Raw genomic sequence first — 22,637 nt, 5'->3', positions numbered from 1 at the left:
CCCTGATGCCGGGCGACATCAGACCTTGATCAGACGCGCGGCGAAGAAGCCATCCATGCCGCCGAGTTCGCTCCACAGGCCCGGATGGGTACGGAACATCCCGTCCCAAGTCCGCGCGACGGCCATATCCGCCAGTTCGGCTTCCGAGAACGGATCGAACTTCCAGCCGCCACGCGCAATCGCGGCCTTGATCCGCTCCGGACCTTCCTCGTCCTGCAGCGAGCATACGGCGTAAAGCAGGATGCCACCCGGTTTGAGCATCTCATGCGCTGCGTCGATCAGCGCATCCTGCCCTTCCGCCAGTGCCGTCACATCCCGCGGCCGCTTGATCCACAGCACATCCGGATGGCGCCGCAGTGTCCCTGTCGCGGAACACGGCGCATCCAGCAGGACCATGTCCACCGGCGCATCCGGACGCCATGTCGCAGCATCCGCCACGACCGTCTTGGCCGAGAGCTTCAGACGCGCAATGTTTTCCTCAAGCCGCTTCGCCCGCGCTTCCTCACGCTCGACCGCCACGACATGCGCGCCCGCCGTCGCAAGCTGCGCCGTCTTGCCGCCGGGTGCCGCGCAGAGATCCACGACGGACTTGCCCGCCACGTCTCCCATGAGCTTCACCGGTATCGTCGCCGCCACGTCCTGCGCCCAGAACGCGCCGTCCTCAAACCCTTCCAGAGCCGTAATCCGCGTCCCGGCCGGATAACGGACGGAGCCGGTCGGCAGCACCTCGCCGCCCTCCGGTGCAACAGCCCCCGGACGCAGCGTCAGATCCAGCGGCGCCTCACGATGCAGACCACGCGAAATCGCCCGCGCCCGCTTGCCCCACGCACTCCACAGCCAGGGCGGCACATCCAGCCGGTCCTCGTCCAGACCGTCCAGAAGCTCCTGCCCCTCACGCGCGACACGCCGGAGAACGGCGTTGGCCAGCCCCGCGAACGGTGCCAGACCGCGACGGCGAAGCAGGTCCACGATCGTACCCACGGCGGCATGAGGCGGCGTTTCCAGATGCAGCAGCTGTGCCACCCCCATGAGCAGCGCACAGCGCACCGGCTCGGGCGGTTCGCGCCGCAGCAGGGGCTGGAGCAGCTCGGTCATGCTGCCGAGATGACGCAGGGTCGTTGCCGCCAGACGGTGCGCGGACGCACGGTCGCGTGCGTCCATCGCGCCAGCACGGTCCAGCGTCGTCTCCAGCATCCGGCGATGTTCGACCACGCCACAGACGATATCAAAGGCCAGATCGCGCGTCGGGTCCGGCGCGGGACGGCGCTGCGGCGTGCGGCCTCCCTGGGGGCGGCGTGGTCCGCCGTTCCGGGTTTTGGAGGCCGGATTGCGGGGCGACGTGTTGGAAGGGGTCTGGGTCATGACAGGCTATCGATCTCTCGCATCCTGCCGAAATCGCATCTTGCGGCCACGGACGCAATGGCGTCTTCTCCAGACATGTCCGATCTTACTGCCCAGAACCCTATCCGCGAGAACCTTGCCGCCATCCGCAGCCGCATTGCCCGGGCCTGCGAACAGGCCGGACGCCCGGCAGGGGATGTCTCCCTCGTCGCCGTCAGCAAGTTCCATCCGATCGAGAGCGTGGAAGCCGCCCTGAACGCCGGCCAGCGCCTGTTCGGCGAAAACCGCGTGCAGGAAGCCGCCTCGAAATTCCCCGAACTGCGCCAGACCTTCCCGGATCTGCGACTGCACATCATCGGCGGACTTCAGACCAACAAGGCGGCCGAAGCCTGCCAGATCGCCGACATGATCGAGAGCCTCGACCGCCTGTCCCTGTCCGATGCCATCGAGAAAGGCGCGCAGAAGGCCGGGCGTCTTCCGGAGCTTCTCGTGCAGGTCAACACCGGCGACGAGCCGCAGAAATCCGGCGTGCCACGCGAAGAGGCCGATGTTTTCATCGAAGCCTCGCTCGAAAGATTCGGTCCGAAAATCCGTGGCCTGATGTGCATCCCCCCCGAAGGCGAGGACCCCACCCCGCATTTCCGTCTCCTGCGCCAGATGGGCGGGCGTCACGGGCTACCGGTGCTGTCAATGGGCATGTCGGCGGATTTTGAGAAGGCCATTGCCGAAAATGCAACGCTGGTCCGGGTCGGGACAGCCATTTTCGGAAGCCGTCCCGCGCCACAATCCTGACACGCGGCTTGCGTCCGTCGCAGAAATCTTGTCATGAGGGACAGTTGCCGTGATGCGGAGCCGCGCTTGAAGGGTGCTGCGACAGTAGACAACGGCATTCTATTGACGCCCGTAAATGGAACCAGCAATGCCTGAACATGACGGTGACCACGCCTCCAACCCTCCTCATGGCGTAGGAATTCCCAACGACTCCGCCGGAATCGTGCAGACGATCGAGCAGGCCCGCTCGGAGGGACACACCCACGAAATCGGCGGTGGAGAAGAGGGCTCCGGCCATGAGCGTCCCGCCGGCATGGGCGCCCTGCTCGCGGTTCTGGGTGTGGTCTATGGCGATATCGGCACAAGCCCGCTCTACGCTTTGCAATCCTCGGTCAGCATCGTCAGTTCGCCGAAGGCGCCGGCCCAGCCCTGGGAAATCATGGGGCTTGCCAGCCTGACCTTCTGGGCGCTGATGCTCATCGTCACCATCAAATACGTCATCCTCATCATGAGGGCCGACCATGATGGCGAGGGCGGCATCATCGCGCTGATGTCCCTGGCCCAGCGCGTCTGCAAGTCACAGCATTTCCGATGGCTCTTCGGCCTCGTCGGCATTGCCGGTACCTGTCTGTTCTTTGGCGACAGCATCATCACCCCGGCCATTTCGGTGCTTTCGGCCGTGGAAGGTATCGAAACTTCCGTCCCCTCGGCCAGCCACATCATCATCCCCCTGGCGATGGTCGTGCTGGTGGGGCTGTTCTCGGTGCAGGTTCTGGGAACCGGCAAGATCGGCAAGGCGTTCGGACCCATCATGGTGGCCTGGTTCGCGGTGCTCGCCATTCTCGGCATCAAGGGGATCTTCCTCTACCCGCACATCCTGCTTGCCCTCTCCCCGACGTTCGCGCTCGAATTCATCATCATGCACGGCTATCTGTCGTTCATCGCGCTGGGTTCGGTCGTGCTTTCCGTGACAGGTGCGGAAGCGCTTTACGCCGATATGGGCCATTTCGGCCGTGCGCCGATCCGCAAGGCATGGCTGTTCTTCGTCCTGCCGTCGCTCACGCTGAACTATTTCGGACAGGCCGCCCTGCTGATCCGCGATCCGCACGCCCTGTCCAACCCTTTCTATCTTCTGGTGCCGCACTGGGCTCAGATCCCGATGCTGGTCCTTGCGACGTTTGCGACCGTAATCGCCTCGCAGGCCGGCATCTCGGGCAGCTTCTCCCTGTGCCGCCAGCTCATCCAGCTCGGCTATCTGCCGCGCACCCGCATCATGCACACCAATGCCTCCGAGGAAGCGCAGATCTACCTGCCCTCTCTCAACTGGATCCTGGCCTCCGGCGCGCTGGTTCTGGTGCTGGCGTTCCGCACGTCCTCGGCCCTCGCCGCAGCTTACGGTATCGCCGTGACGGGCACGTTCCTGTGCACCTGCGTGCTGGCGATGGTCGTGTTCCGCCGCGTCTTCAAATGGAAATCCGCAACGGTTGCGATCGTCTTCGGTTTCTTCTTCATCGTGGACAGCATTTTCTTCTCGGCGAACGTGCTCAAGATCCCCGATGGTGGCTGGGTCCCGCTGGCGATCGGCATCATCAGCACCATCATCATGACCACCTGGAAGCGCGGACGCAGCCTCATTGCAGCCCGGCAGCAGGCGGATTCCATGCCGATGGGTTCCTTCCTCGCCCGACTGCCGCAGTCCCGCACGATCCGCGTTCCCGGTCTGGCCGTTTTCCTGACCGCCAACCCGGACATCGTGCCGAATTCGCTGCTGCATAATCTCAAACACAACAAGGTTCTTCACGATCACATCCTGTTCGTGACGGTCGAGAACCTCGACCAGCCGGAAGCCGAACGCGGGCATCGCACCATCGTTCAGGAACTGGCACCCAACATCCACCGTGTCATCGTCCGCTATGGCTTCATGGAGATGCCGAACCTCCCCCGCGCCCTGCTGGAACTGAACGCGCTTGGCGTGGCATTCGACGCCATCCAGGCCTCCTACTTCACCTCGCATGAGCTGGTCGTCCGCTCACGCGTACCGAAGATGCAGCTCTGGCGGATGTGGATCTTCCTTCTGCTCCTGCGCAATGCCGCCTCCACAACCGAGTTCCTGCGCATCCCGCCTGACCGCGTTGTGGAGTTCGGTGTCCGGATCGCCATTTGACAACCACATCACAACCCGGGCCTCTTTCCCTCTACATCCACTGGCCGTTCTGTCTGGCGAAGTGCCCTTACTGCGATTTCAACTCCCATGTCCGGGAGGTGATCCCGCAGCAGCGCTTCGCCGCGGCCCTGCGCCGCGAACTGGCTCATGACGCCGCCCGCCTGACCCGCGACGGCGTCAAACGCCCCCTGCGCTCGATCTTCTTTGGTGGGGGAACGCCCTCACTCATGGCGCCCGAAACCGTCGCTGCCCTGATCGAGGACGCGCATCGCCTGTTCGATGCGGAAGATGATCTGGAAATTACGCTCGAAGCGAACCCAACCAGCGTCGAGGCCGGGAAATTCGCCGCCTTCCGTCAGGCCGGCGTCAACCGCGTCTCGCTCGGCGTGCAGAGCCTGCGGGACGATGCACTGCACAAGCTGGGCCGCGAACACTCCGCTACACAGGCCATCCGCGCGCTCGAAACCGCACGCACCCTGTTCCCCCGGATTTCCTTCGATCTGATCTACGCCCGGCCCGGCCAGAGCGATGCCGACTGGACGGACGAACTCAACACGGCGCTCGAGCTCGTGGCCGATCACCTGTCGCTCTATCAGCTCACCATCGAGCCCGGCACAAAGTTCGAAGCCATGCACCGGCGCGGCGAACTCACCCTGCCCGACGAAGACACCGCCGCGCGCCTTTATGACCTGACCGGCGAAATCGCCGCCCGTCACGGCCTGCTGCCCTACGAAGTCTCGAACTACGCCCGCCCCGGTGCCGAGAGCCGCCATAACCTGACCTACTGGCGCTATGCGGATTATATCGGCATAGGCCCCGGCGCTCATGGCCGGCTCACACTGGACGGAGAGCTTTACGCCACCCGTCGCCATCGTGCGCCGGAGCCCTGGGCCGAGCGCGTCGAAAAGACAGGCTCCGGCAGCACGGAGGAAACGCTCCTCACTCCGGAAGAAAAAGGCCGCGAAGCCCTTCTGATGGGCCTGCGCCTGTCCGAAGGGATCGACGAAGCCCGCTTTGCTGCCCGCACGGGACGAGCGCTCATGGACTGTGTGGACCCGGACCTGCTCGAAGCCTGCATCGAGGAAAACTACCTTGAGCGGGACAACGGCATCCTGCGCGCGACGGGTGAAGGGCGGCTCCGGCTTGAAGCAATACTGGCGCGACTGGTCACTTGAAGGCATGATCCCGTCTTAATCCATCTGGAAGAGACCATGCGCCGATCCATTCTCTCTGCCCTTCTGGCCACCTGCACCGTTCTGGCCCCGTTTGCCGCTGCGAACGCTGCCCCTGCTCCGAGCCCCGCCCCGAACTATGTCGTGCTCGACAATGACTTCCTTGGCCCGGGCGGCTCCAACATCCAGTCCATCATTCCACTGCTCAACCGTCCCGGCGTGACGCTGCTGGGCCTGACCTCCGTCATCGGCGATGACTGGGAAAACGCAGGCACGGCGCATGCTCTCCGCTTTTTGGAAATTGCCCGCCAGACCCAGATCCCCGTGGCTGACGGCGCCACCACGCCGCTGGTCAACACGGTGGCCGAGACGAAGCTGCGCGAACAGCAGTTCGGCATCATTCCCTGGAAGGGCGCCTGGGGCGGTCTCGGCTCCATCGAACACGTTCCGGCCACGCAGCCCCCCGTCGGCAAACTGCCGGAAGGTGCACCGCATACCGCCGCCGATCCGCTCCCGGCCGCCATGTTCCTGATCCGCGAGGTTCATGCCCATCCGCATCAGGTCACGGTCATCGCCGCAGGGCCACTGACGAATCTTGCGCTCGCCATCCGCATCGACCCGACCTTTGCCGCGACTGCGAAGCAGCTTGTCTTCATGGGTGGTCTGCTTGATGCTAGCATGATGTCCGTCACCGGCAATGCTGATTTCGCGTCCGACTTCAACATGATCATGGACCCCGAAGCCGCCCGCATCACTCTGACCGCACCCTGGGCCTCCATCACCTGCGTCGGCAACGTCTCGAACGACATCATGATGACGCCTGAGCTTGCCAGCCGCATCGACGAAAAGCACAACGCCGTCACGGATTATCTGAAAAAGTATCAGGCTCCCCTGCCGCTGTGGGATGAACTGACCTCCGCCATCGCCGTTAATCCCACACTGGTTACAAAATCCGTCACGGCCGTCATGGACATCAACATCGAACACGGCATGGATTACGGCCACACCCATATCTGGCCGGATTCCACGGCCCCGAAAACCATGGGCCTGCGCAAGGTGAAGATCGTGCAGTCCATCGACAAGACGCGCTTCATCAACGAGTTCGTCTCGCAGTCCCAGAACGCCCTGGGCACGCACTGAATACAGGAGGGCAACCGACACACATGCTGAACATCATCAAGCTGGCCGTCGGCTGCCCGAGCCTTGAAGTCCTGCGCGAGCGTATGGCCCATCCCCGTATCAACGGACACGGCGCCGTCCCCACCCGGACGATGCCACGCCGTGCGGACGAAGTTCTGGACGGTGGCTCCCTGTACCGCGTGATGGATGGCATGATCCTGTGCCGCCAGCCCATCATCGGGCTGGAGTCCTGCCAGCGCTCGGATGGGAGCACGGGCACGCTGATCGTCGTGTCAGACGAGATCATCCCGGTCCAGCCGCGCCCCATGCGCCCCTTTCAGGGCTGGCGCTATCTGGACCCCAAAGACGCCCCGCCGGATCTCGGCAACGGCCTGACGCAGGACGGAATCGCCGATCTTCCGCCCCAGCTCCGGCGTGAACTGGCCGAGCTGGCCCTGATCTGAGCTTTCCCAACACGGCCCTGCCACATTTTTGCTGCATTCCGGGAACGGAATGGGACATGAAACGTCATGCCCCTATTCCGGGGAACCACAGGATGTCCCCTCTCCGCCCCACCTGGCGCCCACAGGCGCTGCGTGCGGGCCAGAACAGAAGGAGTGCCGCCTTGCCGCCCTTTCCCCGTCCTTCCCGAGCAGGTACGGCTGCCGTCACGCTGTCAGCGGCTCTTTCCATCGGGCTTGGCCTGACAGCCCCGCTTTCCGGCGCCCATGCGCAGACGACTGCCCCGGCTCCCGCCACCGAGGCCAGCATTCTGCCCGGCAAGATCGTCTATGCCCAGCTCACGACTCCCGATCTCGCCAAGGCCAAGGCATTCTACGGCGGCCTTCTGGGGTGGACCTTTCAGGACCGTCCCGTCTCGCGCGGGCATTATGCCGAAGCGCTTGTGAACGGGCATGTGGTGGCTGGTCTGGTCGAGCGCCCCCTGCCAGACAGCGACAACCCGCCCCATCCGCTCTGGCTTCCCTTCATTTCAGCGCCGGACGTCCCGGCACTGGCGAAGTCGTCGCGCCAGTGGGGCGCCAAGGTGCTGTTCCGCCCGACCATGATCCAGGGCCGGGGCGAACAGGCCATCATCGCCGATCCGCAGGGAGCCCTGTTTGCGAGCCTTCATGCCCCGCATGGCGATCCGAACGATACGGATCCTACGGTGCAGGGCGACTGGATCTGGAATGCGCTCCTGACCTCCACGCCGTCGGCCAGTGCGGGGTTCTACCAGAAACTCTTCGGCTATCAGGTCGAGGCCGCGCCGGCGCCTGACACCAACCAGCGTTACATCCTTGAGTCGCAGTCCGTGGCCCGTGCGACGGTCAATCCACTCCCGCCGCGTCTGCCGCCGAACGCGCGGGCCCGCTGGCTCAGCTTCGTGCAGGTGGACAGTGTGGGCAGCGCGGCTGAAAAAGCCGTGCAGCTTGGCGGGCGCGTTCTGGTCGAGCCACATCTCGATCACCAGAACAGCATGATCGCCGTTCTCGCCGATCCGGCAGGTGCCGCCTTCGGCGTCATGGAACTGCATGACACCGGCCTGACAGGAGACGCGAAATGATCCGTCGGACAACAAAGACCTTCGCCCGCATCGGCGGTGCGCTCTGCCTGCTTGGCATGCTGTCTGGCTGCGTCGGCTATGACGGATATGGCTATGACGGTTACGGCGGCTATGGTGGCGGTGGCTATTATGGCGGCTACGATACCGGCTGGGGCGGTGGCTGGGGTAGCGGCTGGGGCTCGGGCTATGGCGTCGGCCCCTATCGCGGGCGTGGCCCTGGCGGTGGACGCGGATCCGGCGGACGTGGTCCCGGCGGTGGCGGCCCAGGTGGCGGAGGCCATGGCGGCGGCAATATGGGCGGCGGCAGTCATGGTGGTGGCCCTGGCGGCTCAGGTGGCGGGGGTGGCCATGGTGGCGGTCCCGGCGGCGGAGGCGGCCACGGGGGGGGCGGTGGTCATGGCGGCGGGGGTGGCCGTCACTGACATCCGCGCCTCTTTCGGAACATGATGCAAGAACGGGGGAAAACGGAGTTCCGTCTTCCCCCGTCCTGTTTTCAGGAAATGGCGCGATCCCCGCGCCCGGCCCGTTCCAGAGCGGCGATCTCGGCCATGATTTCCCCGTTCTGGATCTTCAGGGCGACATCCGCCAGCGGGGCACCCACTTCAAGAGCTGCCGCCGTAGCACTCCACCGCTCACCGGCCTGCGCATCGCCTTCACACAGCCCGGCAGAGATATCGAAACGCAGCAGGGTCGCCTCGCCGCTCAGCCGGCGCAGCGCCCGCAGAAGAGCATGGGCCTGCGTCGCGCGTTCTCCGACGGCGGATACACCCCCCAGAACGGGCAGCGAGCCCCGGGCGAACTCCGCCCGCGTCGTATCAATCCCGGCCTGACGCTGGATGCGGTCCGTCATGACGGGATCTTCCCGTTTCAGAACAGCCGCCAGATAGCGCAGATTGCCCACGACAGCCTTCTGCAACAGACCGTCCATGTCCTGGCCCCGACGCTGCGGGCAGACCATGAAGGCGCAGAGCAGCCCGATCACGCTGCCGAGCGTGTTGTCGAGCATCCGCATCCACGCCACGCCCTGCGACGGCATGATCATTTCCGTCACGACGATGAACTGCGCGCTGATGAAAACCACGAGCATGGTATAATTCACCGCACGCATGGCGATGGCGCCGATCACGAAGACCGCCACCGCCGCCAGCATCTGGGCCGAACCCGGCAGGAACGGCGTCAGCAGCAGCGCCAGCACGCCACCGCCCACGGTCCCGAGCACACGCTCCAGCGCCCGCACCAGCGTCGTCTGTCCGGAAGGCTGGATGACCAGCAGCACCGCCACCAGCGCCCAGAACCCATAATCAAGTCCCAGCCACCAGCTTGTCATATAGGTCGCCAGCAGGCCGACCACGAGACGCAGCGTATGCTGCCAGATCGCGGGGGTCAGCCGGGCGACATGCCGGGGCAGTTCGGCATCGAATGGCAGGCGCTCCTTCTGCGCGAGCCCTTCGGCCAGCGTCCCCAGAGTCCGCGCACTGGTCGCGACCAGTTCCCCGATCGGACCCGCCGTCGCGGGAATGTTCCCCGCAAGCGCGAGCCCCTCAGAGGCCAGATGGCCAAGATCCGGTGCGGGGTCGAGTGCGGCGTCACTGGCATGCTGGCAAAGCGCGGAAAACGCCGCCAGCGTCCCCCGCGCCTCGAAATCCAGACCGCGCGTCTCGACGAGATGCTCGACGGCCAGCATGGCGGTGAACAGGCGCTCCGCCCCGGCCAGGGATGCGATCAGACGCCCGCGCATGCCGTAACTTGCATGTCCGGCGTCAATCTGAAGCGCCATCCCGCGCGCTCGCTCGATCGCCGCCCGCACGTTCTGCCGGTGCACGGTTTCCTGAAGCCGTCCCGCCGCGATCTCGCCCGCCATGACCGACAGCAGCCGGTAACAGCCTCCCACGGCCCGCCGCGCGGGCGCATAGGGATGCAGCGGCCAGATAGCGAGGCATAGAAGGATGGCCCACAATCCACCACCCCCGAATGCCACGGCGATGACGAGAGCATCCTGAAGCCCATGGGCCGGGAACCCCGTCCCCGCGAGCATGACGCAGCCGAGAAGCGCGCAGAGCAGCGCCATGGACGGCGTCAGCGCGCGAGCCATACCAACCAGCAGGCCCGTCAGAACCAGCCAGGGCAGCACGCCCCAGAGCGGAGACACCGCGATGAGGGACGTCATGCCCCCCAGGATCGCGCCGGCTACCGTAAAGAGTCCGAGAATGCGGAGCTGTTCGCGGGCCGTTCCGCCCGGCTCGATCAGGCAGCTCCAGAATGCCGCAAACGCGGCCCAGGCCAGCACGGCCTGATGTTCATAAATTGCGGGGAGAAGCGCCACGACAGTGGCGACCGCGGCCCGGCTCCCCTCAGCCGGAGCGATCTGCTCTGGACTGACGGGAACCGAGTGGCGCGCCAGAAACTGCGTCAGAAAGTCGAACGGCCTGCCCCGATTGAGGGCAGGCCGGGACGACGGACCAGAGGAGAGAGGGTCGCGGACCATGTCTCAGCGACCGGTCAGAATACGCTCCACGAGCTGGCCAACCGTCGGGACAAAGCCGTTCGCGTAGAACGGATCCGTTCCGAAGCGCCACGCATTCGTGCCGCCGAACATGAGGTTGTGGTCCGTAATCACATCCTCATCCGCTCCGGGCGGAATGTGGGAAATGGTCTGGAGCGTCTTCTGGATGCAGAAGGAACGCGGGTCAGCCTTCTGGCCCGTCGTGTACGGTTCTTTCTGCATCCAGTTGGAGAAGCGGCACTGCGACAGGCAGCCCATGCACGCCGTCTGGTCCGCAAGAATCTCGCGCGAGCTTTCCGGCGTCACGAAAACCAGCGTGTCATCCGGGGTGCGCAGCGCCTCGGTGAAGCCGGCGGCTTCCCATTCGGCAATGCGAGGACGATCGGCCGCCGGCACGAAAACCTCGCGCTTGCGGGCACCAACGCCGTAAGACGCCTCATATCCGTCACCGGATTCCTGACTGTACGGCACCTGACGCTCGGAGCGCTCGCGCAGGTCCCGGAGGAAGCTGTTCTTGACGGCTGAGGAATAGAACCCGGTCGGGGAAAAGCGGTTGAGATACACATCCCCCTTCCTCAGCGTCAGGAGACGGCGCTTCCAGGCATTGGGAATCGGGCTTTCCTGCGTCAGGAGCGGACGGGTTCCGAACTGGAACGCGATCGGCCCCAGTTCCGGATTGCCAATCCAGTCCTGCCATTCCTCAAGATGCCAGACGCCACCGGCCATGATGATCGGCGTTTCGCCCAGACCGTAATTGCGCATGACGCGGCGCAGCTCGAGAACGCGCGGATAGGGATCTTCCGGAGAGAGCGGATTTTCCGTGTTGGACAGGCCGTTATGACCGCCCGCACGCCACGGGTCCTCGTAAACCACGCCACCCAGCAGTTCGGGCGCCTTGCTGTAGGCACGGCGCCACAGGGCATTGAACGCGCGTCCCGAAGAGACGATCGGGTAATATGGGAGCCCAAAACGCACTGCGATGTCGGACAGGCGATACGGCATGCCCGCACCACAGGTCACGCCATGTACCAGTCCGGGAGCCCCTTCGAGGATCCCGATGATGACTTCCTCGGCCCCGCCCATTTCCCACAGGATATTGACGTTGATCCGGCCCTTGCCGCCCGAGATGTCGTGGGCAATCTTCGCCTGGGCGATACCGCCATCGATCGCGTAGCGGATCAGCTCCTGCTGGCGCTCACGGCGCGTACGGCCGTGATAGATCTGCGGAACGGGATTGCCGTCCTGATCGTAACTATCCGCATTGACGGCCGAGATGGTTCCGATCCCGCCGGCGGCAGCCCAGTGTCCGGCCGAGACGCCCGTGGAGACGGAAACACCTTTGCCCCCTTCGATCAGAGGCAGCACATCCTGACCACCAAAACGGAGGGTATCAATAGATTTCATGGGGACTGGCTGTCTCCGAAACTCAGAAAAAAAAGGCGGGGCCTTGCGAGCCCCGCCCCAACACTCATTCGGCGTCGCGACGGGGCGGACGGCCAGGCTTGGCCCCCACACTCTCCGTAATATCGGCGCCCGTGGCCTGGTCGACAACCCTCATGGAGAGCTTGACCTTGCCGCGGTCATCGAAACCGATGACCTTGACCTTCACGGCATCACCCTGCTTGACGACGTCGGACGTCTTCGCAACGCGGCCTTCAGCCAGTTCGGAAATGTGAACCAGGCCGTCACGCGGGCCGAGGAAGTTCACGAACGCACCGAAATCAGCAGCCTTGACGACCTTGCCGTCATAGATGCGACCGATTTCCGGCTCGGCAACGATGCCTTCGATCCGGGAGATGGCCTTCTGGGCCTGCTCGTCGTTCGAAGCAGCGATCGTCACAGTGCCATCGTCACCGATATCGACCTTCGCACCCGAATATTCGACGATCTCACGGATCACCTTGCCGCCGGAGCCGATCACATCACGGATCTTTTCCTTCGGCACGGAGATCGTGGTGATCTTCGGAGCATTGCCCGAAACATCCGAACGGCCTTCCGTCAGGGCCTTGGCCATTTCGCCGAGGATGTGGATACGGCCTTCGCGGGCCTGCTCCAGGGCGATCTTCATGATTTCCGGCGTGATGGACGTGATCTTGATGTCCATCTGCAGCGCGGTCACGCCGTCAGCCGTACCGGCCACCTTGAAGTCCATGTCGCCGAGGTGATCTTCATCACCCAGGATGTCGGACAGCACGGCGTAGCCACGGTCTTCCTTGATCAGACCCATGGCAATGCCGGCAACCGGACGCGGCAGCGGAACGCCGGCATCCATCAGCGCGAGCGAGGAGCCGCAGACGGTTGCCATGGAAGACGAACCGTTGCTTTCCGTGATCTCGGAAACCACACGCATCGTGTACGGGAAGGCTTCCTTGGTCGGCAGCAGCGGATGGATAGCGCGCCATGCCAGCTTGCCGTGACCGATTTCACGACGGCCCGGGGAACCCATGCGGCCACACTCACCCACCGAATACGGCGGGAAGTTGTAGTGCAGCATGAAGTTGGAACGGTATTCACCTTCCAGCGCATCGATGATCTGCTCGTCCTGGCCCGTGCCGAGCGTTGCAACCACGAGGGCCTGCGTCTCGCCACGCGTGAACAGGGACGACCCATGGGCGCGCGGCAGGATGCCGACTTCGGCAAGGATCGGGCGGACCGTCTTCAGGTCACGGCCATCAATCCGGATGCCGGTCTTGAGGATGGAACCGCGAACGACCTGTGCCTCAAGCTCCTTGAGCATCGGCTTGGCCAGTTCGACGTCCAGACCTTCCTCGGCCAGGATCTCGTTGATCCGGTCCTTGGCTTCGGCGACCTTCTTGTAACGAGCCTGCTTCTGACGCTCCTTGTAGGCGTCCGCCATCAGCTTGTTGCCGACCTTCTCGACGCGCTTGCGAAGGGCGATTTCTTCCTTCGTCAGCGACGGCAGATCCCACGGTGCCTTCGCAGCGTGCTCGGCGAGCGCGATGATGGCGTCGATGACCGGCTGAAAGGACGTGTGACCCAGCGTGACGGCTTCGAGCATCGTCTCTTCCGAAAGCTCGCTGGCTTCGGATTCAACCATCAGCACGCCTTCGGCCGTACCGGCGACCATCAGGTCGAGCGTGCTGTCCTTGATCTCGTCATGAGTCGGGTTCACGACCAGCTTGCCGTCGATACGGCCGATGCGCGCGCAGGCGACCGGGCCGAAGAACGGAATACCGGAGAGCGTCAGCGCAGCCGAGCAGCCGATCAGCGACACGAGGGCCGGATCGTTCTCGTTGTCGTAGCTCAGGACCGTTGCGGTGATCTGGACTTCGTTGCGGAAGTTTTCCGGGAACAGCGGACGGATCGGACGGTCGATCAGACGGGCGTTCAGAACTTCGGCTTCGGACGGACGACCTTCACGCTTGAAGAACCCACCCGGGATCTTGCCGGCGGCGTAAGCCTTTTCCTGGTAGTTGACCGTCAGCGGGAAGAAGTCCTGTCCCGGCTTGACGCTCTTGGCGCCAACGGCGGTGCAGAGCACAACCGTGTCGCCATAAGTGATCATGACCGCGCCGTCTGCCTGGCGTGCGACCTTGCCGGTCTCCAGGATCAGGGGGCGTCCGGCCCATTCGATTTCCTTGCGGAAATAATCAAACATGCATGTTTTCCCAAATTAAGGATGAAACCATCCCCGGGCGTCCGGCAGGTGGCGGAGCAGCGTTTCGGACGGCATGGCGGTGATGACGGGAAGCCCCCGACATGACACCATGTGGCCTGAAACGCCGGTCGCGCACCCGCACCGCCGGACAGGCGATGGCGGGGGTGTCCGGGAGTAGGCTCCCGGACAGATCTAGCTCAGCGACGCAGGCCGAGACGCTCGATCAGGCTCTGGTAACGGGCCTGGTCCTTGCGCTTCAGATAGTCCAGCAGGCTACGACGCTGACCGACCATCATCAGAAGACCACGACGGGAGTGGAAGTCCTTCTTGTGGGTCTTCAGGTGCTCGGTCAGGTTGACGATACGCTCGGACAGGATTGCAACCTGCACTTCCGGCGAACCCGTATCCGTCTCGCTCTGCTTGTACTCAGAAATCAGTGCCGTGCGGCGTTCTGCGGTAATCGACATCGTGTTCTCCAAAAAACTCGTGGTTTTCCAGCATACGCGCTGCCCTGAGCCGCCCATGACGGACATGACACAGACCCAGCACGTGCTCTCCGATCATCGCGCGCCACAGGTGGTCTTCCCCCTGCGACGATGCCGGCAGAGGATGCACGAGGTCCGCGGGGTCTATCGACTGCCCCCAGACAAGCATCCTTCCCTCCGCATCGGTGACGGCCAGCGCCGGGATGTCGACCAGCGCGGTCGCCGCATCCAGCAGAGGAGCCGGAAGAGCATCGGCGTTGTCCACAGTTTGAGTCGATTTGTCCAGTGATATCTGATCGATCGTCAGTGCGTGGCTCAGATCGAACGGCCCGCACTTCGTCCGCCGCAGCACCGAAATATGCCCGACCGTTCCACAGGCCAGCGCGATGTCACGCGCGAGCGAGCGCATATAGACGCCCTTGCCAGACTGCACGTCGAAGACGGCCGTATCCGCGTCCGGACGTTCCACCAGCGTTATCGAATCGATCCGCGCCGGACGTGGCGGAAGTTCAGGCGGACGGCCGGCCCGCGCCATGTCATAGGCCCGCTCGCCCCCGACCCGAAGCGCCGAAAAGACGGGCGGCACCTGCATGACGTTTCCAGTGAGCGCAGGCAGGACGGCACGGATCTGGTCATCGGTCGGGCGGTTCGGGGATGTCGCCAGAACCTCGCCTTCAAGATCATCCGTCGTCCGGCTTTCCCCAAAAGTCAGGGTGAAGCGGTAACGCTTTGTCGCGTCCATGATGTAGGGAATGGTCCGGGTGGCTTTGCCGAACGCAATCGGCAGCACGCCGGAAGCCAGCGGATCGAGCGTCCCGCCATGTCCGGCCTTTTTCGCATCAAAAGCCCATCGCAGCTTGTTGACCATATCCGTGGAGGTCGGCCCCAGTGGCTTGTCGAGAATCAGCCACCCGTCGATATCGCGTCCACGCTTCCTGCCCATACATCCCGTCCTTGCTTGTGAAGGCCGCTGATAGACCAGCAGGGGGCCGGAATGCAAAAAAAAGCCCCTCACAGGAAGTGAGGGACTTTTTTAAAAACTACTCCGGATCTTTTTCCAGATCCCGCCGAACCTCCGGAGATCGCATGAGCTCGTCGAGCTCCATGGCGTTATCCAGCGCCGTATCGGGCTGAAAGTGGATCTCCGGCACCGTCCGGAGATTGAGAGCCTTGGAGAGGCCCGTTCTTAAGAAGGGTGCCACCCGCTTCAGGGCGGGCAGGAGAACCTCTACATCGCTCCGTCCCAGACGCGTCACGAAAGCCGTGGCATGTCTGAAATCCGGAGAGATGCGGACTTCCGTCACCGTAATCCGCACATCCAGCAGTTCCGGATCGCGAAATTCGGTCCGGGCGAACAGCTCCGCCAGAACCCGACGGACCTCTTCGGCCACCCGGAGCTGGCGGGTGCTGGGCCCGTGAGCGGAGACGCCCGCGGGACCTTTCACGTCATGTCTGGAACGGGAGCTCAAGCCGGGATCACTTCCATTTCATAGCACTCGACCATGTCGCCTTCGCGCAGGTCGTTGTAACCCGCAAACGACAGACCACACTCATAACCACGGGCCACTTCCTTGACGTCATCCTTGAAGCGCTTGAGCTGGCTCAGCTCGCCTTCATGAATGACCACGTTGTCACGCAACAGGCGCACGCCACAACCGCGCTTGACGAGACCTTCGGTGACATAGCAGCCCGCGACCTTACCGGTCTTGGTGATGTTGAACACCTGACGGACCTCTGCGTAGCCGAGGAACTTCTCGCGATGCTTCGGCGCAACCTTGCCCTTGACCAGCTGCTCCACGTCATCCGCCACCTGGTAGATGATCGAGTAGTAGCGGATGTCCACACCCTCGCGCTGGGCCAGTTCACGGGCCTGCGTGGTGGCACGGACATTGAAGGCCACGATGATGGCGTCGGAAGCCTTGGCAAGCTGGATGTCGCTTTCCGTGATCTGGCCGACACTGGCGTTCAGGACGCGGATAGCCACTTCCTCATGGGCCAGCTTCTGCACGGTCGTGGAAATAGCTTCCGCCGAACCCTGCACGTCAGCCTTGATGAGAAGGGCAACTTCCTTCTGCACACCGGCCTGAATCCGGGCCAGCATCTGATCAAGGGTACCACGGGCCGCAACCTGCGAGGCTGCTTCCTTCTCCTTGATCTTCCGCTGACGGAACTCGCTGATCTCACGGGCCCGCGCATCGTTTTCGACAACCACGAACGGTTCACCCGCACCCGGCACACCCGTCAGGCCGAGCACCTCGACCGGCATGGACGGACCGGCTTCCTTGACCTGACGGCCACGGTCATCGAGCACCGCACGGACACGGCCCCATTCGGCACCGGCCACCACGATGTCACCGCGACGCAGCGTGCCCTTCTGGACGAGAACGGCGGCAACAGGGCCACGTCCACGATCCAGACGGCTTTCGATCACCACACCTTCGGCCACGCGATCCGGATTGGCCTTCAGATCCAGCATTTCAGACTGGAGCAGGATGCACTCTTCGAGCTTGTCCAGACCGATGCGCTTCAGAGCCGAAACCTCGACGTCCTGGGTGTCGCCACCCATTTCCTCGACCACGATCTCGTGGTTCAGCAGTTCCTGACGCACACGGTTCGGGTTGGCGCCCGGCTTGTCGATCTTGTTGATCGCCACGATGATCGGAGCATTGGCCGCCTTGGCGTGCTTGATGGCTTCGATCGTCTGCGGCATCACGCCGTCATCGGCAGCCACCACCAGCACCACGATATCCGTTACGGATGCACCGCGGGCACGCATGGAGGTGAAGGCCTCATGACCCGGCGTATCGATGAAGGTGATCTTCTTCCCCGACGGCGCCGTGATCTGATACGCGCCGATATGCTGCGTGATGCCACCGGCTTCACTTGCAGCCACATCCGTGGTGCGCAGCGCATCGAGCAGGGAGGTCTTGCCGTGATCGACATGACCCATGACCGTGACGACCGGAGCACGGGGCTTCAGATCGTCAGCGTTGTCTTCAACACCCTCGATACCGATTTCAACATCGCTTTCGGAAACGCGCTTGATGCGGTGGCCGAATTCCTCGACCACGAGTTCGGCGGTATCGCCATCGATGCTCTGCGCGGCCGTCGCCATGACGCCCATCTTCATGAGCGCCTTGATGACTTCACCCTGACGGGCCGCCATACGGTTGGCCAGCTCGGCGACCGTGATGGTCTCCGGCACGATGACGTCACGGACGACGCGGACCTGATCGGAGCGCAGACGCTCCAGCTCGGCCTGACGACGCTCGCGGTCACGCTGGCGACGGACCGAAGCCAGCGAACGCGTCTTGTCGTCATCACCTTCGATCGCGGCGCGGACGTCGATGCGACCCGAACGGCGATCGCTGCCGCCACCCTTGCGGGACGGAGCGGACGGACGGCGCGGCGGGGCCGGCGGTGCGCCGGGACCGCTGCGGCGCGGCGCGGGACGACGCTCGTCGTCGCCACCGGCGGCAGCGCCGGAACGCAGATGCAGCGTCTCGTTGTTACGGGCCGGCGCGGCTGCTGCCGGACGGGACGGCTGAACCGGGCGCGGCGGCATGATGGCACGTTCGGCCAGAGGACGCAGACGCTGGACTGGCGCGGCAAGCTGCACGCCGCCGGTCGAATGGCTGCGCGGATCAAGCGGAGCAGAGCGCTCGGCTTCCTCGGCCTCGCGTGCTGCTGCTTCGGCAGCGGCCTGCTCGGCAGCACGTGCCGCAGCTTCAGCCGCAGCCTGTTCGCGGGCAGCCTGCTGTTCGCTTTCCTTCAGAGCCGCGATTTCCGCAGCCTTCTGTTCGCTGATCAGACGCTCTTCCTCGGCAGCGCGACGCGCAGCCTCGGCGGCAGACATGATCTGGATCTTTTCTTCCTCACGCCGTGCAGCCTCTTCGGCAGCAGCCTTGCGCTGCCCCTCAAGGGCGCGCTGGCGGGCAGCCAGTTCGGCTGCCGTCAGGGCACGACCACCCGCACGGCCACCACGGGCCGCCGCACCAGCACCCGGGCCAGCCGCATTGCGCTTGGGCTTGCGGACCTCAACCTGCACGACCTTGGAACGGCCATGGCTGAAGCTCTGACGCACGGAGCCGGCATCCACAGTACGCCCGACCTCCTGGCGTCCAGCAGGGCGAAGCGACAGGCGGCTGCTTCTGGTCTGTTCGCCGCCCTGTGATGGGGTGTTGTTTCCGTCCTGGTTGCGCTCGTTGCCGTCGCTCATAGTTCCGCCTGTTCCTTACTGACCCCTGCGGGGTCTGGGAGCGGACGTCCTGCCACTCCCGAAAATCTCTCATGTTCGGCGATCAGGCGCTGTGCCAGCGCTCCTGGCGCCATCACCGCATAGACCGCCCGGTCCCGGCTGAACGCCGATTCCAGGACCCGATCGGGAACTGTCACCACCGGCAGAGAACGCCGGCCCGACACCAGTCTGGAGAACTCGTCCGGGCTTGCACTTTCCGAACGGATCACCACCCCTACCCTGCCTGAAGTGAGCCACTCCCGGCATTTCTGAAACCCGCAGACCGTCTGACCCGCCCTGCGAGCCAGGCTGACTGCGTCCAGCATCCGCTGCACCAGCGCGGCCTCGACCAGATCGGCCAGGCCGTCCGGTACGATCACCTGGGCTTTGGCCGCTCTGGCAAAAGCCTGTCGTGTGCGGGCGCTATCTAACACATCCCGGCTGGCACTCAACCACATTCCCCGACCCGGAAGTTTTCCGGCGAGGTCGGGAACAACCCGGTTATCCGGGCTGACCACGAAACGGATCATACCTTCAGGCGGCTTCTGCTCTCGCGTAACGATGCATCGCCGCTCCGAGCCGCGACGCCCTAGAGCACCACGAACGGGACCATTATCAGTATCAGAAATATCAGACGTCGGTCGACTCCCCGTCACCATTCTCGGGCTTTGCCGAGTCGGCTTCTTCACCATCGAACCAGTGCGCACGCGCTGCCATGATGATCTCGTTGGCGGCATCTTCGTCGATGGCCTCCTCGCCGAGAATCTCCACCAGCTCGTCACCGGCCAGATCCGCCAGATCGTCGAGCGTTTTCACGCCCTTCTCACCCAGCGTCACCAGCATTTGGTTCGTGAACGTTCCCAGCTCGGCCACGTCATCCGTGACACCCAGCGCCTTGCGCTGGTCGTCCAGAGCCTGTTCCTTGCTGGCGAGATAGTCGTTGGCGCGATGCATGAGCTCTTCAGCCACGCTCTCGTCAAAGCCTTCGATATCGTTCAGTTCGCCCGGATCGGTGTAGGCCAGTTCCTCGATCGTGTGGAAGCCTTCCGTCACCAGCAGGCCCGCGATCACGTCATCGACGTCCAGCGCCTCGACGAACTGCGAGGAGCGCTTGCGGAACTCTTCCTGACGACGCTCCGATTCCTCGGCCTCCGTCAGAATATCGATGTCCCAACGCGTCAGCTGGCTGGCCAGACGCACGTTCTGGCCACGCCGGCCGATGGCGAGCGAAAGCTGCTCGTCCGGCACCACGACTTCGACGCGACCTGCTTCCTCATCCATCACCACCTTGCTGACTTCAGCCGGGGCCAGCGCATTGACGACGAACGTCGCGGCCTGCGGGCTCCAGGGGATGATGTCGATCTTCTCGCCCTGCAGCTCAGCCACGACAGCCTGAACGCGGGAACCGCGCATACCAACGCACGCACCGACCGGGTCGATTGCCGCATCGCGGGAAATCACGGCCATCTTGGCGCGCGATCCCGGATCACGGGACACGGCCTTGATCTCGATGATACCGTCGTAGATTTCCGGAACTTCCTGCGCGAACAGCTTGGCCAGGAAGGCCGGATGCGTGCGGGAGAGGAAGATCTGCGGGCCACGTGGCTCGTCACGCACATCATAGATGTAAGCGCGGACGCGATCGGAATTGCGGAAGGATTCGCGGGGGATCAGCTCGTCGCGACGCAGCAGGGCTTCCGTATGGCCGATCTCGACCATGAGATTGCCATACTCGGTCCGCTTGACGGTGCCGTTGACGATCTCGCCCACACGGTCCTTGAACTCGTTGTACTGGCGCTTGCGCTCGTATTCACGCACGCGCTGCACGATGACCTGCTTGGCCGTCTGCGCTGCAATACGACCGAAATCGATCGGCGGCAGCGGATCGACCAGATGCTCGCCGGCCTGGATTTCCGGCTGGAACTTGCGGGCGATGTGCAGCGGGATCTGGGTGTCCTCGTTCTCCACATGCTCGACCGCTTCGGTCCAGCGGCTCAGGCGGACTTCGCCCGTCTTGCGGTCGATCGTCGCACGGATGTCCTTTTCATGCCCGTACTTCGCGCGGCCAGCCTTCTGGATGGCCTGCTCCATGGCTTCGAGCACTTCCTCGCGGTCGATGTTCTTCTCGCGGGATACTGCATCGGCAACCAGCAGCAGTTCGGGACGTGTAACAGACGTGTCCATCAGATCGGACCTCCAGCCAGCATGAGACGGGTCATCACTTTTTCCCCGGCTTCTTCGGATTCAGTTTGGGCGCCTGGCGCGCTTCCCCGCCATCTTCCCCTTCGGAGCTGACCCCGGCAAGGGCAGCGCTCGCTTCGATCAGCGCATCGGTCAGGACCAGACGGGCCTTGCGGATGTCCACCAGCGGCAGGACAGCCTCGGTCCCGTCATCCAGACGGATGATGGCATTGCCGTCCCGTGCGCCCATGACGGTGCCGGAGAAACGGCGACGGCCATTGAGCGGCACGTCCAGCTCGGCCTTCGCCAGATGGCCGGCGAATCGCTCCCAGTCCTTGGCGCGCGTCAGCGGACGGTCGATCCCTGCGGACGAAACTTCCAGCATCCACGCACCGGGGATCGGATCGTCAACGTCCAGGATGGCGCCGGCGGCGTGGCTGATCTGCTCGCAGTCTTCCACCGAGATCAGGGAGCCGTTCGCACGGTCCGCCATGATCTGGATCGTCGGGGTGTCGCGTCCCAGCACGGACAGACGCACGAGCTCGTAGCCCAGATCGGCCAGCGTCGGTGCGATCCGCTCCGCAATGCGGGCTTCCAGCCCCGTGAGATGGGGCAGTTCGATGTCGGAAGAGGCGTTCTGCTGAGACAAGACAAAAAAGGCGGCCCGTCAGGGCCACCCCCCAAATGAGCGGAAGATGAATGGAATGTGCCTTATGTAAGTCACCTCCCCGCAGGACGCAAGAGGAACGCAAATCCCATTGTTCCTGAAGCTCTTATCCATTGGGCGAGTCGAAAGATTTGTTTACATTCCCATATCTCGAAAGCCCTTGTCTTCGGACGCCGTCGGGAGTGAGATGGTTCTGAAATGACTTCCCAGTACGAGCCCCGTCCAGAACCGCGCGCCCAGCCGCTGCCCTCCGAACCGGCATCCCGCAGCCGGGCGCTGTGGGGCGGAGGCGGGCTGATCGCGGCCCTGACGGTCGGGGCCGGCGCTTTTTTCTACACGCATAATACAGCCGCGCCCCCCGTCTCTGCGGTCGCACCGCCGTCCCAGAGCACGCCCGCCGTGCCGGCCGCCCAGACCGCCGCGGTCCAGCTTTCCATGCTTCCCCCAGCGAAGGCTCCGGCCGCCCTCGCAAAAAGCGGCTTCAGCCCTGCCGACCGCGCCCGCATTCTCGCGGCGGTGAAGGATGGCAAAATGCGGCTCGTGGAAATGCCGGTGCTGGATGCATCGGGCGCAGTCGGCCAGACCATTGACGTCACGGTCTCGGGTCTGACACAGCGCGTTGTCCTGACGGGCAAGTTCCAGCATCTGGTCATTCCCATTGTCGAAGCCGGGCAAATCCTCATCGCGCCCGTCAGTATGCCGCATGCGCCAGCTTTGATCGTCGGAGCACTGACAGCCCTCGGTCCCGAAGCCCTGCCCGCCCTGATGACGCTCGACCAGCGCGTCCTGCTCAACGTGATCGTCCAGTAAGGAA

At 64.0% G+C, this 22,637-nt stretch carries 19 protein-coding genes; 8 read left to right on the top strand and 11 right to left on the bottom strand.

Annotated elements, in window-relative coordinates:
* Positions 1-18 precede the first annotated feature (18 nt).
* Positions 19-1,362: an RsmB/NOP family class I SAM-dependent RNA methyltransferase gene (locus tag HKD27_RS00505; protein ID WP_194688285.1), complete on the bottom strand. Its 1,344-nt coding sequence runs from the start codon at positions 1,360-1,362 to the stop codon at positions 19-21.
* 75 nt (positions 1,363-1,437) lie between these two features.
* On the opposite strand from HKD27_RS00505, the gene HKD27_RS00500 reads away from it, so the two are divergent.
* From HKD27_RS00500 to HKD27_RS16690, 7 genes are all read left to right on the top strand, one after another.
* On the top strand, positions 1,438-2,133 hold the full coding sequence (locus HKD27_RS00500) for a YggS family pyridoxal phosphate-dependent enzyme (protein WP_194688286.1): 696 nt from the start codon (positions 1,438-1,440) through the stop codon (positions 2,131-2,133).
* Between the two features lie 115 nt (positions 2,134-2,248).
* Positions 2,249-4,276, top strand: coding sequence for a potassium transporter Kup (locus tag HKD27_RS00495; protein ID WP_194688287.1), 2,028 nt, complete (start codon positions 2,249-2,251; stop codon positions 4,274-4,276).
* Entirely contained in the window at positions 4,273-5,451 is a 1,179-nt protein-coding gene (gene hemW, locus HKD27_RS00490; protein ID WP_194688288.1) for a radical SAM family heme chaperone HemW, read from the top strand. The genes HKD27_RS00495 and hemW overlap by 4 nt, the downstream gene beginning before the upstream one ends.
* Positions 5,452-5,487: 36 nt before the next feature.
* Positions 5,488-6,588: a nucleoside hydrolase gene (locus HKD27_RS00485; RefSeq protein ID WP_194688289.1), complete on the top strand. Its 1,101-nt coding sequence runs from the start codon at positions 5,488-5,490 to the stop codon at positions 6,586-6,588.
* Between the two features lie 23 nt (positions 6,589-6,611).
* Complete coding sequence (locus tag HKD27_RS00480) at positions 6,612-7,031, top strand: DUF1489 family protein (protein ID WP_194264296.1); 420 nt, start codon at positions 6,612-6,614, stop codon at positions 7,029-7,031.
* 92 nt (positions 7,032-7,123) lie between these two features.
* The gene (locus HKD27_RS00475; protein WP_194264297.1) at positions 7,124-8,131 is read left to right on the top strand and encodes a VOC family protein; all 1,008 of its coding nucleotides are present in this window, start codon (positions 7,124-7,126) and stop codon (positions 8,129-8,131) included.
* Entirely contained in the window at positions 8,128-8,553 is a 426-nt protein-coding gene (locus HKD27_RS16690; protein WP_194688388.1) for a hypothetical protein, read from the top strand. Before HKD27_RS00475 ends, HKD27_RS16690 begins: the two co-directional genes overlap by 4 nt.
* A 71-nt stretch (positions 8,554-8,624) precedes the next feature.
* Here the strand turns inward: HKD27_RS16690 and HKD27_RS00465 are convergent, their stop codons facing one another.
* The 10 genes from HKD27_RS00465 to rimP form a co-directional block, all read right to left on the bottom strand.
* The gene (locus HKD27_RS00465; RefSeq protein ID WP_194688290.1) at positions 8,625-10,616 is read right to left on the bottom strand and encodes an FUSC family protein; all 1,992 of its coding nucleotides are present in this window, start codon (positions 10,614-10,616) and stop codon (positions 8,625-8,627) included.
* Between the two features lie 3 nt (positions 10,617-10,619).
* Positions 10,620-12,038 (bottom strand): nitronate monooxygenase family protein, encoded by a 1,419-nt coding sequence (locus HKD27_RS00460; RefSeq protein WP_194688291.1) that lies wholly within the window; start codon positions 12,036-12,038, stop codon positions 10,620-10,622.
* 64 nt (positions 12,039-12,102) lie between these two features.
* Complete coding sequence (gene pnp / locus HKD27_RS00455; protein WP_194264301.1) at positions 12,103-14,253, bottom strand: polyribonucleotide nucleotidyltransferase; 2,151 nt, start codon at positions 14,251-14,253, stop codon at positions 12,103-12,105.
* Between the two features lie 197 nt (positions 14,254-14,450).
* Positions 14,451-14,720, bottom strand: a complete 270-nt coding sequence (rpsO, locus tag HKD27_RS00450; protein ID WP_011253110.1) for a 30S ribosomal protein S15 — start codon at positions 14,718-14,720, stop codon at positions 14,451-14,453.
* Positions 14,680-15,681, bottom strand: a complete 1,002-nt coding sequence (gene truB, locus HKD27_RS00445; RefSeq protein WP_062446591.1) for a tRNA pseudouridine(55) synthase TruB — start codon at positions 15,679-15,681, stop codon at positions 14,680-14,682. The genes rpsO and truB overlap by 41 nt, the downstream gene beginning before the upstream one ends.
* A 97-nt stretch (positions 15,682-15,778) precedes the next feature.
* Positions 15,779-16,207, bottom strand: coding sequence for a 30S ribosome-binding factor RbfA (gene rbfA / locus HKD27_RS00440; RefSeq protein WP_194264303.1), 429 nt, complete (start codon positions 16,205-16,207; stop codon positions 15,779-15,781).
* Entirely contained in the window at positions 16,204-18,957 is a 2,754-nt protein-coding gene (gene infB, locus HKD27_RS00435; protein WP_194688292.1) for a translation initiation factor IF-2, read from the bottom strand. Before infB ends, rbfA begins: the two co-directional genes overlap by 4 nt.
* Positions 18,954-19,634 (bottom strand): RNA-binding protein, encoded by a 681-nt coding sequence (locus HKD27_RS00430; RefSeq protein WP_011253106.1) that lies wholly within the window; start codon positions 19,632-19,634, stop codon positions 18,954-18,956. The genes infB and HKD27_RS00430 overlap by 4 nt, the downstream gene beginning before the upstream one ends.
* Positions 19,606-21,159 (bottom strand): transcription termination factor NusA, encoded by a 1,554-nt coding sequence (gene nusA, locus HKD27_RS00425; protein ID WP_011253105.1) that lies wholly within the window; start codon positions 21,157-21,159, stop codon positions 19,606-19,608. Before nusA ends, HKD27_RS00430 begins: the two co-directional genes overlap by 29 nt.
* 34 nt (positions 21,160-21,193) lie before the next feature.
* Positions 21,194-21,805, bottom strand: a complete 612-nt coding sequence (gene rimP / locus HKD27_RS00420; RefSeq protein ID WP_011253104.1) for a ribosome maturation factor RimP — start codon at positions 21,803-21,805, stop codon at positions 21,194-21,196.
* Positions 21,806-22,021: 216 nt separating this feature from the next.
* Between rimP and HKD27_RS00415 the strand changes: the two genes are divergently transcribed.
* The gene (locus HKD27_RS00415; protein ID WP_194688293.1) at positions 22,022-22,633 is read left to right on the top strand and encodes a hypothetical protein; all 612 of its coding nucleotides are present in this window, start codon (positions 22,022-22,024) and stop codon (positions 22,631-22,633) included.
* Positions 22,634-22,637: the final 4 nt, after the last annotated feature.

It is taken from the genome of Gluconobacter sp. R75690 (assembly GCF_015244525.1).
Classification (GTDB): Bacteria; Pseudomonadota; Alphaproteobacteria; order Acetobacterales; family Acetobacteraceae; genus Gluconobacter; species Gluconobacter potus.
Note: the sequence above shows the minus strand (reverse complement) of the source record. Positions and strands in the feature narration are given on the sequence as shown.